Raw genomic sequence first — 15,808 nt, forward strand, 5'->3', positions numbered from 1 at the left:
ATCCTTACCGGTGGTCGGTCTTCAGCTTGCGCTCCAGATACATGGAATAGCGCGACATGCCGAAGCAGATGACAAAGAAGATGGCGCCGACAAAGATGTAGGGCTCCCAGTAGATGCCCTTCCAGTCGATGTCCGCGCGCACGATTTGCGTGACGCCCTTCAGCGGGTCCATCAGGCCAACAAAGGCCACCAGCGTCGTGTCCTTGAACAGGCCGATGAAGGTGGACACGATGGCCGGGATGGAAATCTTCAACGCCTGCGGCAGGATGATCAACCGCTGCGCCCGCCAGTAATCAAGGCCCAGCGCATCCGCCGCCTCGTACTGCCCGCGCGGCAGCGCCGCGAGGCCGCCGCGGATCACCTCGGCCAGATAGGCCGCGGCAAACAGCGTCACAAGGATGATCACCCGCAGGATGATGTCGAAATTCGTGTTCGGCGGCAGGAAATACTGCAACAGCAGCGATGCCGTGAACAGAAGCGTGATCAGCGGCACGCCCCGGATGAACTCGATGAACCCCACGCACAGCGTCTTGACGATCAGCATGTCCGACTGCCGCCCCAGCGCCAGCAGGATGCCGATGGGAAGCGAGAAGGTGATCGCCGTCACCCCGATGGTGATGGCCAGCAGGAACCCCCCGAACTGGTCCGAATTGACCTTTGCCAATGCGAATGGCGCGATACCGTCGATCACCTGCGTCAGCGGCAGATCGACAAACAGCCACCAGACCAGCGCCAGCGCCACGCCGGTCACCGCCGATGTCGTCGGCCCCATCCGCCCGACCAGCGCCAGATAAGCCCCGCCCATCACGACAAAGCCCAGCATCGCCACGACGGGCACCCAGATCGACCCGCCCCACAGCAGCCAGAAGCACAGCGCCGGATAGATCGCCGTGAACCACAAGAGCATCGCAGGCCGCACCTGCGCCAGCGCGATGAACCCCGCCAGCAGCGCCATCACCAGCACCACCACCGCCACAGGGGCCGAGGCCGGCATCAGCGTCACCAGCAGGACCAGCGCCACAGCGCCCAGCAGGACCGACAGGTTCCGCTTCTGCCCGGCAAACAGCACCGGCGCCATCGCCGCGAACAGCAGGCCAAAGGCCAGCACGGGCCGCCAATAGGCATCCTGCGGATAGAAGCCGAACAGGAACTGGTGCCAGCGTTCGCGGATCATCGCCCAGCAGGCCCCCGTCGCGCCCTCTCCGGCCGTGGCCGTGACGATCTCGCGGCACTGGCTCAGGCTTTCTGCCGTCCAGACCGAATTCAGCCACCACGGCAGCGCCGCCGTCACCAGCGACCAGATCACATAGATCCCCGCCAGCGTCAGGATCGTGTTGAACCAGCCCGAAAACAGGTTCTCGCGCAGCCACTTCACCACCCCCCGTTCCGTCACGGGCGGGGCCATCGGCGGCAGCATCTCGGTGCGTGCAAAATGCTTTTCCATCTCAGCGCGCCTTGATCTGGACAGAGGAGTTATACAGGTTCATCAGCGCGCTGATGATCAGGCTGATCGTCAGATAGATCAGCATCATCAGCAACATGCATTCCAGCTCGCGCCCCGTCTGGTTCAGCGTGATCCCCCCCAGCGTGCCGCGCAGGTCCAGATAGCTCACCGCAATCCCCAGCGAGGTGTTCTTGGTCAGGTTCAGGAACTGGCTGATCAGCGGCGGGATGATGACGCGCAGCGCCTGCGGCAGGATGATCAGGTTCATCGTCCGCCCCGGCCGCAGGCCCAGCGCAAAGGCCGCCTCCGACTGGCCACGGTTGATCGCCATGATCCCCGCCCGCACGATCTCCGCGATGAAGGCTGCCGTATACAGCGTCAGCGCGATCAGCAGCGCGGTAAAGGAATGGGCCACAAGGATGCCGCCCGCGAAGTTGAACCCCTTGAGCTCGGGTATCTCCAGATGCAGGCCCAGCCCCACGCTCAGCGCGATCACCGGCCCGAACAGCACCAGCAGCGACTTCCACCACGTCACCGGCCGGTCCCCCGTCGCCTCCTGCCGCGCCCGCGCGGCGGCAAGGATGCGGCGGTTGATCCAGACAGACCCCGCGATCACAAGGATATAGGCAAGGATGGTCAGATTGACCGACATGAAGCCCAGATCCACCGAGCCGAGGCTCACATCGAACAGAGGCGACGGAATGTTGGTGCCGCGATTCGTCACCGCCACCGTATCGAACAGCATCATCGACGCCGCCGGCGCCTCGCCCGCCGCCGCCATCTCGTCGGTCACGCGGAAATCGCGCGGCTGGGGCGTCGTCTCGGACAGGATCACATAGGACAGCAGGATCCACAGCAAGAGCGGCACGTTGCGGAACATCTCGACATAGACGGTCATCAACCGCCCGACGAGCCAGTTCTTCGACAGACGCAGCACGCCGATGATCACACCCAGAATGGTGGCAAGCACACAGCCCAGCAGGGCCACGACCAGCGTATTGACCAGCCCCACGAAAAGCGCGGTCAGGTGGCTGCTGTCATTGCTGTAGGGGATCAGCGCCTGACCGATGTCATAGCCTGCCCGCGACCACAGGAAGCCGAAATTGAATTCTTTTCCGCGGATTGCCAGATTGCTGATCGTATTGCTGATCAGCCAAGACACGAACAGCGCAAAAAGCAGCAGGACGAATATCTGGATCGTAATGGAACGATACCGCGTATCGTAGATGAGCATAGAGAGCCGAAAGGACTCCTTCGGCACGTCACTGGCCACGGCCATGCAGTATTCCCCTGTGTGTCTTGCGCTTCTTTCGACGCGAACCCCGGTGTTCCGGGTGTTCATCGGATCGGCCAGCCACCCTGCGGGCGATCCGTAATGGCGAACAGGGGGCGCCCGCACAGGGCGCCCCCGTCAGTGGTCAGATCAACGGAAGGGCGGGGCGTATTGCAGGCCGCCCTGCGTCCACAGCGCGTTCAGGCCGCGCGCCAGGTTGATGGTCGTGCCTTCGCCGATATTGGCGGCGAAGATCTCGCCATAGTTGCCGACCGCCGCGATCGCGTTCTTGAACGCGTCATTCGGCAGGCCAAGCTTGGCCGGCAGGTCGCCCGAATCGGCCAGACCCAGCAGACGCTTCACTTCCTCGTCCGTGGTCGAACCGGCAACCTCGTTCACATTGGCCTTGGTGATGCCCTTCTCCTCGGCGATCAGCAGCGCGAAATAGGTCCAGCGGACGATATCGCCCCAGTTGCTGTCGCCATGGCGCACGACCGGGCCCAGCGGTTCCTTCGAGATGATTTCCGGAAGGATCACGTGGTTCTCGGCATCCGGCATCGTGGCGCGGCTTGCGGCCAGACCCGAGGCGTCGGTGGTATAGGCGTCGCAGGCGCCGGCCAGATACTGGCGCTGCGCTTCCGAATCGTCGGCCACGGTCACCGGCTGGTAGCTGATGTTGTTCTGCTTGAAGAAGTCGGCAAGGTTCAGTTCCGTCGTGGTGCCGGTCTGGATGCAGACGGTCGCCCCGTCCAGTTCCTTGGCCGACGACACGCCCAGATCCTTCTTCACCATGAAGCCCTGGCCGTCATAGTAGTTCACCGCCACGAAATCGAGCGCCAGCTCCGAGTCACGGCTGACCGTCCAGGTGGAGTTGCGGACCAGCAGGTCCACTTCGCCCGACTGCAGCGCGGTAAAGCGGGTTTCGCCCGTGGTCGGGACGAACTTCACCTTGGTGCCATCACCGAAGATCGCCGCAGCGACCGCGCGGCACAGGTCCACGTCAAAGCCGGCCCAGTTGCCGTTCGCATCCGGCGCACCAAAGCCCGTCAGACCGGTGTTCGAGCCGCAGATCAGCTCGCCACGTGCCTTGACGGCTTCCAGCGTCGATTGCGCCGCCGCCGCGCCCGCAACCATGGTGGTTGCCGCAACGACGCCGAGGAATACGGATTTCTTCATTCTTACCTCTTCCTGAGTGTGCCATCCCTTCTGGGATGGACGTTTTCTTGGTCCCCTGAGGCGCGACGCGCCCTACCGGGGGCATACCTTCTGGAGGTGAGCCTCTCCCAGTACCCGACAGTTTCTTCCGAAGCGGTTTGAAAGGTCAAGCATAACCCGCGCCGCGGTCGAAAGCCGTTCGGTATCAATGATTTGTGATTGCTTCGCCGCAGATCAAGATGCAGCTGCCCGAAAATTCGGCAGCATTGTCACCCGCACAATGCATAGAATCGGGCCGCATCCAGAAAGGCCGCATGGCGCACCCTCTCGGCGGCGGCGGCTTCCTCGTCCTCGCCCCATTGCTCGACCTGCCACGCCTCGTCGATGCGCGACAGACGCCACGCCTCTTCCGGCAGCAGCCGACCCTCGGTCACCGCCAGCGCCAGCACCAGCGATCCCGACACCGCGACCAGATCATGGAACCCCGCCAGCCGGAACGGCGACATCGCCGCCACCCGCGCCGACAGCGCAGCGACCGCCTCCGCAGGCTGCGCCACGGGGATCACGCCCCGCGTCACCGCAAGCCGCGCCCCCGCCAGACCCGCCGCCCAGTCCAGCACGGGATCCCACCCCGCCGCCTGCCGCGACACAAGCGCCTCGGGGCCCGTCGCGCGATAGCACAGCAGGTCCGATGCGCCATAGGCCGCCACGATCTCCACCACCTCGGCGCGCTGCGGCACGATCTTGTCGATCGCCGAATTGGCCGCCCGCGTGACGGGCATCGTATCGGGCTTCACCTCGCCCGTCTGCGCGTCCCATTCCGCCGCGATGGCCAGCGCCATCGCCAGCGTCGGCACCACCAGCGGCGCCTTGGCGGGGGTCTTTACCGCCCGCCCGTCCAGCCGGACGGTGAACCCGCCCTCGCAGGGCTCTGCCTCGGCGCGGGTCCAGAACCGCTTTGCCTTCCATGCACTCACTTGAACACCTCGAAAGGATCGGCCGGCACGTCATCCTCTTTCCAGTCCAGCGCCTTCCACGTCCGCGCCATATGTTCGGGCAGCGGCGCGGTGAAGGTCATCTCCTTCTTCGTCACAGGATGCTCCACCGTCAGCATCCGCGCATGAAGATGCAGCTTGCGCGAGATGTCGCCCCCCACGGCCGCACCCCAGCCATCGCCCATGTTGTCGGCCTCGGACCCGCCGTATTTCCCGTCCCCGATGATCGGATGACCGATCTCGGCCATATGGGCGCGCAACTGGTGCGTCCGCCCCGTGACAGGTTCCAGCGCCATCCACGACAGCCGCGTCCCAAGGAACCACAGCGTGAAGTAATCGGTATGCGCCCGCTTGGCATCGGGGAACTCGGCCATCTTGGCGGGATGGACGCACAGCATCTTCTCGCCCTCGCCGCGCTTGCCATGGCCCGGGGCCTTCATCAGCCCGTATTTGATGCTGCCCTTCTTGGGATGGGGCACGCCCGCCACCACCGCCCAATAGATCTTGCGCGTGTTGCGGTGGCGCAGGCTTTCCGACAGCCCCCGCGCCACGCGGTCCGTGCGCGCCAGCATCAACAGCCCCGACGTATCCTTGTCCAGCCGGTGCACCAGCTTGGGCCGGTCCTTGTAACCGAACTTCAGCGCCTCGGTCAGCCCGTCGACATGCCGGTCGCCCTGCCCGCTGCCGCCCTGCGACGGCAGACCCGCAGGCTTGTTCAGGACGATCATATGCTCGTCCATCCACAGCACGCAGTCCTGGATCATCTTGGCGTCCGCCGCACTCACCCCGTCAGGGCGGGGGCGCGACGGCGCATCGGCATCGGGCAGCGGCGGCACGCGGATCGCCTGGCCGGGGATCACGCGATCCGACGCCTTCGCCCGCGCGCCATCCACCCGCACCTGACCCGTGCGGCACATCTTTTCCACCGCGCCTTGCGTCACATGCGGAAAGCGCCGCTTGAACCAGCGGTCCAGCCGCTGTTCGCCCTCGTCTTCCGAAACGGTCAGGGTCTTGACGCCGCTCATGCGGGGATACTCCGGGCAAGGGCCGCGCCAAGCGCCACGGCAGCAAGAGAAAGGATGACCGAGGCCGCGACATAAAGGGCGGCCTGCATCGCCTGCCCCCCCTCCCACAGCTTCAGCGTGTCGAGAGAGAAGGCCGAAAACGTCGTGAACCCGCCAAGGAACCCCGCAACCAGCAGCGGCGCAATCTGCACCCGCTGGGTCAGCAGGACATAAAGCACCCCGATGGCAAGGGACCCCGCGACATTCACCGCCAGCGTCCCCAGCGGCCAGCCGGGCACGACCCGACCCACGCCCCCGACAACGAGAAAGCGCGCGACGGAACCCGCAGCCCCGCCCAAGGCAACAAGAAGGATGCTCTGGATCATGGGCTTTCCATTGCGCCACGGGGGCGGAATGTCAACCGTGGTGGGGAGGGGAGCCCCCCGCGCAACGGTCCGGTTTGCCCCGTGGCCCAAAGCCACGGGGCGCGCACCTCCCGCTCCACCGGGACGTGCGCCAAGGGCGCCCGCCCCGGCGTGACGCGCGCGCCCCTACCGGCGGCCACGCGAAACGCCCCACTGGGGCCTTTCGCGCGCCCTTGCGCTCGATGTGACGAAAGAACATCCCTGCAGACCACAACGCGCGCAGCGCCTTCCCGTCCCTCCGGCCGAGACGGCCAAGGCAAGGGAAAACCCCCACCCTGTGCACCCACGCACCCTTAACCAACAATCGGCACCCAAATCTCTCCGGATTTGTATGTACACTTTGCGGCACAACCGTCTGCACAACGCACGGCACAACCCCGTCGCGCCAACCCCCTGCAACCAAACGGAAAACTTAACCGCCCTGCCGCTTCGCCCGCAATTTCGCGAAGTATTCCACCCGCTTCTTCAGCTCGCGCTCGAACCCCCGTTCGGGCGGCGCATAGAAGACGGGCCGCTTCATCCCTTCGGGGAAATAGTCCTGCCCCGAAAAACCATCCTCGGCATCATGGTCATAGGCATAGCCCGCGCCATAGCCGATCTCTTTCATCATCTTCGTCGGCGCGTTCAGGATATGCCGCGGCGGCATCAGCGACCCCGTCTCGCGCGCCGCCGCCCGCGCCGCCTTGTAGGCCACGTAGACCCCGTTCGATTTCGGCGCAAGTGCCAGATAAACAACGGCATTTGCCAGGGCCAGCTCGCCCTCGGGCGACCCCAGCCGCTCATAGGTCTGCCAGCTGTCGATGCAGATGCCCTGCGCCTGCGGGTCCGCCAGCCCGATATCCTCCACCGCCATCCGCACCAGCCGCCGCGCCAGAAAGCGGGGGTCCTCCCCCCCCTCCAGCATCCGCGCGAACCAGTAGAGCGCGCCGTCCGGGTCCGACCCGCGGATGGATTTGTGCAGGGCCGAGATCAGGTTGTAATGCTCCTCCCCCGACTTGTCGTATTTCGCCGCCCGCCGCATCAACCTTTGCGAAAGCTGGGCGCGGTCCAATGGCCGCTCCACCTTCCACGCCGCCGCCTGCTCGATCAGGTTCAAAAGCGCCCGCCCGTCGCCATCCGCCATCTCCAGCATCGCCTCGCGCGCCTCGCCCGTCAGCGGCAGCGACCGCCCCAACTCCTTTTCCGCCCGCTGCGCCAGCCGCTCCAGATCGGCCAAGGAAAGTCGTTCCAAAACAATAACTTGCGCGCGCGACAACAGCGCCGCGTTCAACTCGAAGCTCGGATTCTCGGTGGTCGCCCCCACCAGAAGGATCGTCCCGTCCTCCATATGCGGCAGGAACCCGTCCTGCTGCGCCTTGTTGAAACGGTGGATCTCATCCACGAACAGCAGCGTCCCCTGCCCGTTCTGCCGCCTGATCTTCGCCTGCTCGAACACCTTCTTCAGGTCCGGCACGCCGGTAAAGATCGCGGAAATCTGCACAAAGGCCAGATCCGTCTCGTCCGCCAGCAGCCGCGCGATGGTGGTCTTGCCCACCCCCGGCGGCCCCCAAAGCACCAGCGAACTCAACGACTTGGCCGCCAGCATCGCGCCCAGCGGCCCCTCGGGCGACAACACATGCGCCTGCCCGATCACCTCGGACAGCCGCCTTGGCCGCAGCCGGTCAGCCAGCGGTCGCGGACCGGCGGGGGTATCCTTGGGCGCAGAGTCGAACAGGTCAGCCATGCCCCGACCTTACCCCCATCCGCTCAGAAGCGGAACCGCATCCGCATCCCCCGCCCCTGCCGCACAAGGTCCACCACCCAGACCCGCGACGGCACCTCGGCCAGCGCCACCACATCCGACGGCGACCCAACCACCGCCCCATTGATCGCCATGACCAGATCCCCCCGCTGGAACCCCGCCCGCGCCGCCAGATCCTCGGCCTGCACCACCACGACCCCCTCCACCCCGACGGGCAGGCGCAACTCCTCGGCCACCGCCGGATTGACCCGCGCCACGGTCAGGCCGCGCAGGGCCACATCCTCCGTCACCGTCACCTGCTCGCGCGGCGGATCGTCCGGCGCCGCGATCAGCCGCAGCGTGCCGCGCATCTCCGCGCCGTCGCGCAGCCAGACCAGCTCGGTCTCGGCCCCCGTCCCCAGCGCCGCCATGCGGAAGATCATCTCCTGCGGCGTATTGGTCGCCGCACCGCCCATCGACAGGATCACATCCCCCGCCTTCACCCCCGCCGCCGCAAAGGGGCTGAGCGGATGCAGATCCGACACCAGCACCCCGTCCGGCCGCGCCAGACCCAGCCCCTCGGCCAGCGCCGCATCCATCGCCTGCCCCGTCACCCCGGCCCAGGGCCGCGCGAAACGCTCTGCCCCCGCCTCGGCCTGCGCGACGATGCTCTTGACCAGATTGGCAGGGATCGCAAAGCCGATCCCGTTCGACCCGCCGCCCTGCGTCAGGATCGCGGTGTTGATCCCCACCAGCCGCCCTTCGGTATCGACCAGCGCCCCCCCCGAATTGCCCGGATTGATCGCGGCATCGGTCTGGATGAAATACCCCCGCCCGTCGCCCACCTGCAAAGCCGACCGCGCAAGGCCCGAGATGATGCCCGACGACACCGTCTGCCCCACGCCAAAGGGGTTGCCGATGGCCAGCACCAGATCGCCCACCTCCACCTCGTCCGAATTCCGCAGGGGCAGTACCGGCAGATCGCCCGCATCCCGCAGGCGCAGCACCGCCAGATCGCTTTCCTGATCGCCAAGGATCACATCCGCCGCATATTCGCGCCGGTCGTTCAGAACCACACGGATTTCTGTCGCCTGCCCAACGACGTGATAGTTCGACACCACGATCCCGTCCGCATCCACGATCACCCCCGACCCGAGCGAGTTCTGCAACCGCGGCTGCGCCGGCCCCAGCGCATCGAAGAACTGGCTGAAGAAGGGATCATCGGCAAAGGGGCTGCGCCGTTCCTGCACGACGCGCGTGGCATAGATGTTCACCACCGCCGGTGCCGCCGCCTTGACCACCGGCGCAAAGGATAGCGCGACCTGCGCGGCCGACTCCGGCACGGCCGTTTCGGCCCGCGGGGCCGAAGGAAGGACAACACACAGCGCAACAAGGGCCACAAGGCCCGCTGACCGGATCATGGCAATCGCCTCCGCTGGAACCGGTCAAGGATATGCGCCCAGCCGCAACGCGGCACAAGCGCCCCTGTGGCCACCCGTGCCGCGCCGCCATTCACAGTTCCGCGCGCCCCACCCGATCGCGCCCTGCATTCAGTGCAACCGCGTCTGCATGCTGATCGTCACGCAGACGCTGCGCATCCCGCCCGCACCGATCACCGGACCGGCGGGCAGACAGTCAAGCCCCACCCGCCGCGCCAGCCGCGGCGCATGTTCCGGAATGATCCCCAAAAGCTGCTGCGCCCCCAGCGCACGGGCCGACACCACCATCTCGTGGATAAGCTGCATCTGCACCCGCAGCCGGTCCGAGGCTGGCACCGCCTCGGCCACGAAGACGCGGCTCGATTCCCAGATCAGCGGGTCGACCGGCGCGGCGAAGTTCAGCAGGTCGTCGGGGATCGTCTCGAGCAAGCCCCGCTGCGCGTCGCGGATCATATAGCTGTAGATGCCGCAGCGGTGGATCGTCGGGGTCAGGCGGACACCGGCCAGCACCTCGCCGCCCTCATGCACCGCCACCCAGCGGCTTGCGGGCGTGTCGTACTGGTCGAACTCCATCCCGTCGGCCTGCGGCAGGTCCCACCCGTTGTGCTGGATGAACGTACGGTGCCGCGCACGGAACATCTCGGCAAACAGGGTGCCGTGGTTGTGGATATTGTCGAAAGACAGGGTCGTCGCTTCCATCCTGCATCTCCTTCTCTGGCTGGAACCGGAAAAGGGATGGCCCGCGCGTCAGATCAGGCGGTACTCCCGCGCCTTCCTGATCGCTTCGGATGTGGTTCTCGCCTCGAGACGGATGCGCGCGGACACCAGCCGCGCCTTCAGCGCACTTTCCGAGATGCCGAGCCGTTCCGCCGCCGCCGCGTGCCGGTCCCCATCCGCCAGACAGCGAAGCGCCTCGATCTGAGCCTTGGTCAGCTCGCTCGGCGGTTTTGCCTCGATGTGCAGGCGGATCGTCAATTCTTCCAGCGCGGAAAGCTCGGTATCGGAGAATTCGCGGTCGCTGCGGGCGATGCCCACGATGGACCGCGACGTCACCGGACCATAGGACGATACGGCCCCGAAATTCAGGCCATAGCGCGCCGCCTTGTCCATCACGCCAAAAGGATCGGGAAGGGGAATGGCACTCCACCGCGTGGTGCCCGCAAGACCGAGGCCCCAGAACACCAGCGGGTCACGCAGATAGTAGGAATGGGTGTTGTAGATATCGACCCATTCCTCGGGATAAGTGCTGCGGTAGACGAGGGGGCTTGCAAAGCGGATGTGCAATCCGACCGAATATCCCATCGGGGCGATCGAACCCAACTCCTGCAACAACTGATTAATGCCCCTGCGTTCCAGCATGACCGGCCCCGTGGCCGCCCCCTTGCTACCCATGATTGTTACGACCAGAAGTGCATAGCGCGCAAGTTGAAAGCGGCCCGCACAGGTTGTCTGTCGCATGACAGAAGGCCTGTGTCAAAATTTTGCCACATTTTCCGCAGGCTTGGCGCGCGGGCCGTGACGGGGGGTAAGAAAGCAAAAGGCCCGCCGTCACCGGCGGGCCTTGCATCCATCCAGTCGGACGGATCAATCTTCGGCGGCTTCTTCCGCCTCGACGCGGGCGCGGTCGGCGGCGCCCTTGGCCGAGGTGTCGCGGTCCACGAATTCGATGATCGCCATCGGGGCCATGTCACCGAAACGGAAACCGGCCTTCAGCACGCGCAGATAGCCGCCGTTGCGCGACTTGTAGCGGGGGCCGAGGATGTCGAACAGACGCGCCACGTGGCGGTCTTCCTTCAGCTGGGCGGCAGCCTGACGGCGGGCGTGCAGGTCGCCCCGCTTGGCCAGCGTGATCAGCTTTTCCACGATCGGACGCAGTTCCTTGGCCTTGGGCAGGGTGGTCTTGATCTGCTCGTGCTCGATCAGCGAGCCGGCCATGTTGGCAAACAGCGCCTTGCGGTGTTCGTGGGTACGGTTCAGGCGGCGGTAACCGCGGGCGTGACGCATGGTGATCTCCTATCGTCTCGTTTTGCTTTGTGTTGCGACCCGTGCGTGCGGACCGCGTCGTTGGGGCGGTATTGCCCATGCTTTCCCCGGAAATCCGGGCATTTGCGTAGGGCGGGGTTGACCCCGCCCCCCGTCAGAACTGGTCCTCGAAGCGCTTGGCCAGATCCTCGATGTTCTCCGGCGGCCAGTCCTCGACTTCCATGCCAAGGTGCAGGCCCATGCCGGACAGCACTTCCTTGATCTCGTTCAGCGACTTGCGGCCGAAGTTCGGGGTGCGCAGCATCTCGGCTTCGGTCTTCTGGATCAGGTCGCCGATATAGACGATGTTGTCGTTCTTCAGGCAGTTGGCCGAACGGACCGAAAGCTCCAGCTCGTCCACCTTCTTCAGAAGCAGCGGGTTGAATTCCAGACCCGCATCGACCTCGCCCTTGCCAGCCTGTTCCGGCTCGTCGAAGTTGACGAAGATCGACAGCTGGTCCTGCAGGATGCGCGCGGCATAGGCCACGGCGTCATCCGGCGTCAGGCTGCCGTCGGTTTCGATCTTCATCGTCAGCTTGTCATAGTCCAGCACCTGCCCCTCGCGGGTGGGCTGCACTTCGTAGCTGACCTTCTTGACCGGCGAATAGATCGCGTCGATCGGGATCAGGCCGATGGGCGCATCCTCGGGGCGGTTCTTGTCGGCCGAGACATAGCCCTTGCCGGTGTTGACCGTCAGTTCCATGAACACGTCCGCGCCGTCATCCAGATGGCAGATCACGTGGTCCTTGTTCAGAACCTCGATCCCGTTCGACTCCGAGATGTCGCCCGCCGTCACGACGCCCGGCCCCTTGGCCGAGATCGACAGGCGCTTAGGCCCCTCGACTTCCATCTTCAGGCTGACGCCTTTCAGGTTCAGCACGATGTCGGTGACGTCCTCACGCACACCCGCCACGCTGGAGAACTCGTGCAGCACGTTGTCGATCTGCACGCTGGTGATGGCACCACCCTGCAGCGACGACATCAGCACGCGGCGCAGCGCGTTGCCCAGCGTCAGGCCGAAGCCCCGCTCCAGCGGCTCGGCGATCACCGTGGCCACGCGCGAGGGATCGGCGCCGGGGCGCACGACCAGCTGCGTCGGCTTGATGAGTTCCTGCCAGTTCTTGTGGATCATGCTTTCGCCTCCATACCTGTCCGCTGCCCATGTCCAGAAAGCAGCCGACGCCCGAGGATCAGAAATAGCTGAAGCGGGCCGCACCAGATGGCACGGCCCGCCTTATTCGAAATATCTTAGACGCGGCGGCGCTTCGGCGGGCGGCAGCCGTTATGCGCCAGCGGGGTCACATCACGGATCGAGGTGATGTTGAAGCCCACGGCGGCCAGCGCGCGCAGCGCCGACTCGCGGCCCGAACCCGGGCCCTGCACTTCGACTTCCAGCGTCTTCACGCCATGTTCCTGCGCCTTGCGGCCCGCATCCTCGGCGGCCATCTGGGCCGCGTAGGGGGTCGATTTGCGCGAACCCTTGAAGCCCATGGTGCCGGCCGACGACCACGAGATCGCATTGCCCTGCACGTCCGAGATCAGGATCTTGGTGTTGTTGAACGACGAGTTCACATGCGCCACGCCAGCGGCGATGTTCTTGCGTTCCTTGCGCTTGGTGCGCGCGGCGGATTTGGTATCACGTGCCATATCTGAACGCTCCCCTTACTTCTTCTTGCCGGCGATCGGCTTCGCCGGGCCCTTGCGGGTGCGGGCGTTGGTGTGGGTGCGCTGGCCGCGAACCGGCAGGTTCTTGCGGTGACGCAGGCCGCGATAGCAGCCGAGGTCCATCAGACGCTTGATGTTCATCGACACTTCACGGCGCAGGTCGCCCTCGACGGTGAAGTTGGCGTCGATGAATTCGCGGATTGCCAGCACTTCGGCATCCGACAGCTGGTTCACGCGACGGGCGCGGTCGATGTTCAGCGAATTGCAGATGATTTCCGCATTATGCGGACCGATGCCGGTGATGTAGGTCAGGGCGATCGGCACCCGCTTCTGGGTGGGGATGTTGACGCCAGCAATACGTGCCACGCGTGTGTTCCTTTTCGTTGCGGTTCCGTGATGCCAGAACCTTTTTTCACAACTCCGGCAGAGCGGACGTTCCGTTCCACCGATTCGGTCTGACCGGCCAAGCATCAATTATGGCCGGACGATTCCCTTGCGGGACGCCGTGCTTTATGGGCTTTTCCCCCGCACGTCAAGGGCGCGGGAAGGGTTTGTCAAGCTTTGTCAAGCACTGCCGCGATGGCCTGCGCCACCGCATCCATTTCCGCCAGCCCGTCGACCGACGAAAGCTGCTTCTTGGCGTAGTAGTAACCGATCAGCGGCGAGGTCTTCTTGTAATATTCCATCAGCCGCTGCTTCAGCGCGTCCTCGTTGTCGTCGGCCCGCCGCTTCAGGTCATGCGACCCGCAGACATCGCAGGTGCCCGCCGCCTTGGTGGGCTTCGTGACATCGTGATAGACCTCGCCGCACTGGCCGCAGGTGAAGCGGCCGGTGATCCGCGCGACCAGCGCCGCGTCGTCCACCTGCATCTCGATCACCGCATCCAGCACCTGCCCCGTCCGCGACAGAAGCTGCCCCAGCGCATCCGCCTGCGGCAGCGTGCGGGGGAAACCGTCGAAGATGAAGCCGCCACCGGCGGGACCGGTGATCTTCTCCTCGATCAGGCCGATCACGATGTCATCGGTGACCAGCTCGCCCCGCGCCATGACCTCGGCCACGCGCTTGCCCATTTCGGTGCCGCTCGTCTTGGCCTCGCGCAGCATGTCGCCGGTGGACAGCTGCACCATGCCGCGCTCTTCGACCAGACGCTTGGCCTGCGTGCCCTTCCCCGCGCCGGGCGGGCCCAGAAGGATGATGTTCGCCATCTGTCCGCCCTCAGCGCCGCGCAGGGGCCTTGGGGGCCGAGCGTTTCTTGCCACGCAGGTTCGACTTCTCGATCAGCCCCTCATACTGGTGGGCCAGCAGATGCGACTGGATCTGGTTGATCGTGTCCATCGTCACCGACACCACGATCAGCACCGACGTGCCGCCGAAGTAGAAGGGGATGCCCACTTCCGCGATCAGGATCTCAGGCAGCAGACAGACGGCGGCCAGATAGGCCGACCCCAGCACCAGAACGCGGTTCACCACATATTCCAGATATTCCTCGGTCTTCTTGCCGGGACGGATGCCGGGGATAAAGCCGTTCTGGTTCTTCAGGTTGTCCGCCACATCCTCGACCTTGAAGGCCACGTTGGCGGTGTAGAAATAGGCGAAGAACACGATCATCCCCGCCATCGCCAGCAGGTGCAGCGGCTGGCCATAGCCCAGATAGGCCATCAGCGTGGACAGGACGGGGTTCGTGTCCTGACCCGAGAAGGTGCCGATCGTGGTGGGCAGCAGCAGCAGGGACGAAGCGAAGATCGCCGGGATCACGCCCGCGGGGTTCACCTTCACCGGCAGGTGCGACGACCCGCCGTCATAGATCTTCATGCCCACCTGACGGCGGGGATACTGGATGTGGATCTTGCGCAGCGCGCGTTCCATGAAGACGACAAAGGCGATGACCGCCACCACCATCACGATGATGCCAAGGATCAGCGGGGTGGACAGCGCGCCCGACCGGCCCTGTTCGAAGAACTGCACCAGCGCGGCGGGGATTTCCGCCACGATGCCCACAAAGATGATCAGCGAGATGCCATTGCCGATGCCGCGCGCGGTGATCTGCTCGCCCAGCCACATCAGGAACATCGTGCCGCCGACCAGCGTGATCACGCAGGCCGCCTTGAAGAACAGGCCCGGATCATGGGCCAGACCGCCCGCCTCGATGGAAACGGCAATGCCCCAGGCCTGGAAGGTCGCCAGAGCCACCGTGCCATAACGGGTGTACTGGTTGATCTTCTTTCGGCCCTGCTCGCCCTCTTTCTTCAACTGCTCCAGCGCGGGCACCATCGACGCCAGAAGCTGCACGATGATCGACGCGCTGATATAGGGCATGATCCCCAGCGCGAAGATGCCCATCCGGCTGATCGCGCCGCCCGTGAACAGGTTCAGCATCCCGCCGATCCCCTGTCCCGCCTGCGTCATGAACTCGCGCAGCGCCGTGCCGTCGATCCCCGGAACGGGGATATAGGTCCCCAGACGGTAGACGATCAGCAGACCGAGGGTGAAGAAGATACGCTGGCGAAGATCGGTCGCCTTGCCAAGGGCGGACCAGCTCAGGTTCGCCGCCATTTGCTCTGCAGCAGATGCCATTCCCGGACTCTTTTCATGAAGGCGCCGCCGAACCGTTTTCCGGTCGGCGGCGCGGGAAAACTTGTGGTTATGTAAGCGGTCCTGCGACCGCT

At 65.1% G+C, this 15,808-nt stretch carries 16 protein-coding genes; all 16 read right to left on the reverse strand.

Annotation, left to right across the window (positions count from 1 at the left end; all coding sequences use genetic code 11):
- Positions 1-4: 4 nt before the first annotated feature.
- Positions 5-1,444, reverse strand: a complete 1,440-nt coding sequence (locus GU927_RS04650; RefSeq protein WP_161761203.1) for an amino acid ABC transporter permease — start codon at positions 1,442-1,444, stop codon at positions 5-7.
- Position 1,445: 1 nt separating this feature from the next.
- Positions 1,446-2,723 carry an amino acid ABC transporter permease gene (locus GU927_RS04655; RefSeq protein WP_161761204.1) on the reverse strand — a complete coding sequence of 426 codons (1,278 nt, stop codon included), beginning with the start codon at positions 2,721-2,723 and terminating at the stop codon, positions 1,446-1,448.
- 144 nt (positions 2,724-2,867) lie between these two features.
- Positions 2,868-3,893: an amino acid ABC transporter substrate-binding protein gene (locus tag GU927_RS04660; protein WP_161761205.1), complete on the reverse strand. Its 1,026-nt coding sequence runs from the start codon at positions 3,891-3,893 to the stop codon at positions 2,868-2,870.
- A gap of 248 nt (positions 3,894-4,141) precedes the next feature.
- A complete protein-coding gene (locus GU927_RS04665) occupies positions 4,142-4,849 on the reverse strand; it encodes an ATP12 family chaperone protein (RefSeq protein WP_161761206.1) in 708 nt (235 codons plus the stop codon).
- Positions 4,846-5,892 carry an RluA family pseudouridine synthase gene (locus GU927_RS04670; protein WP_161761207.1) on the reverse strand — a complete coding sequence of 349 codons (1,047 nt, stop codon included), beginning with the start codon at positions 5,890-5,892 and terminating at the stop codon, positions 4,846-4,848. Before GU927_RS04670 ends, GU927_RS04665 begins: the two co-directional genes overlap by 4 nt.
- On the reverse strand, positions 5,889-6,257 hold the full coding sequence (gene crcB, locus GU927_RS04675) for a fluoride efflux transporter CrcB (protein ID WP_161761208.1): 369 nt from the start codon (positions 6,255-6,257) through the stop codon (positions 5,889-5,891). The genes GU927_RS04670 and crcB overlap by 4 nt, the downstream gene beginning before the upstream one ends.
- 451 nt (positions 6,258-6,708) lie before the next feature.
- Positions 6,709-8,019 (reverse strand): replication-associated recombination protein A, encoded by a 1,311-nt coding sequence (locus GU927_RS04680; protein WP_161761209.1) that lies wholly within the window; start codon positions 8,017-8,019, stop codon positions 6,709-6,711.
- A 23-nt stretch (positions 8,020-8,042) separates the two neighbouring features.
- Complete coding sequence (locus tag GU927_RS04685) at positions 8,043-9,437, reverse strand: trypsin-like peptidase domain-containing protein (protein WP_232843662.1); 1,395 nt, start codon at positions 9,435-9,437, stop codon at positions 8,043-8,045.
- Between the two features lie 129 nt (positions 9,438-9,566).
- Positions 9,567-10,154 carry an acyl-homoserine-lactone synthase gene (locus tag GU927_RS04690; protein WP_161761210.1) on the reverse strand — a complete coding sequence of 196 codons (588 nt, stop codon included), beginning with the start codon at positions 10,152-10,154 and terminating at the stop codon, positions 9,567-9,569.
- Between the two features lie 48 nt (positions 10,155-10,202).
- Positions 10,203-10,847, reverse strand: coding sequence for an autoinducer binding domain-containing protein (locus tag GU927_RS04695; protein ID WP_332838486.1), 645 nt, complete (start codon positions 10,845-10,847; stop codon positions 10,203-10,205).
- A gap of 192 nt (positions 10,848-11,039) precedes the next feature.
- Positions 11,040-11,459, reverse strand: a complete 420-nt coding sequence (gene rplQ / locus GU927_RS04700; RefSeq protein ID WP_023664561.1) for a 50S ribosomal protein L17 — start codon at positions 11,457-11,459, stop codon at positions 11,040-11,042.
- A 133-nt stretch (positions 11,460-11,592) separates the two neighbouring features.
- Positions 11,593-12,609 carry a DNA-directed RNA polymerase subunit alpha gene (locus tag GU927_RS04705; RefSeq protein ID WP_161761212.1) on the reverse strand — a complete coding sequence of 339 codons (1,017 nt, stop codon included), beginning with the start codon at positions 12,607-12,609 and terminating at the stop codon, positions 11,593-11,595.
- A 116-nt stretch (positions 12,610-12,725) separates the two neighbouring features.
- Positions 12,726-13,124 (reverse strand): 30S ribosomal protein S11, encoded by a 399-nt coding sequence (rpsK, locus tag GU927_RS04710; protein WP_101921432.1) that lies wholly within the window; start codon positions 13,122-13,124, stop codon positions 12,726-12,728.
- 15 nt (positions 13,125-13,139) lie between these two features.
- Positions 13,140-13,508, reverse strand: a complete 369-nt coding sequence (rpsM, locus tag GU927_RS04715) for a 30S ribosomal protein S13 (RefSeq protein WP_023664558.1) — start codon at positions 13,506-13,508, stop codon at positions 13,140-13,142.
- A gap of 188 nt (positions 13,509-13,696) precedes the next feature.
- Positions 13,697-14,347 carry an adenylate kinase gene (locus tag GU927_RS04720; protein ID WP_161761213.1) on the reverse strand — a complete coding sequence of 217 codons (651 nt, stop codon included), beginning with the start codon at positions 14,345-14,347 and terminating at the stop codon, positions 13,697-13,699.
- Between the two features lie 10 nt (positions 14,348-14,357).
- Positions 14,358-15,716: a preprotein translocase subunit SecY gene (gene secY, locus GU927_RS04725; RefSeq protein WP_161761214.1), complete on the reverse strand. Its 1,359-nt coding sequence runs from the start codon at positions 15,714-15,716 to the stop codon at positions 14,358-14,360.
- Positions 15,717-15,808: the final 92 nt, after the last annotated feature.

Source organism: Paragemmobacter amnigenus (assembly GCF_009908265.2).
Taxonomy (GTDB): Bacteria; Pseudomonadota; Alphaproteobacteria; order Rhodobacterales; family Rhodobacteraceae; genus Paragemmobacter; species Paragemmobacter amnigenus.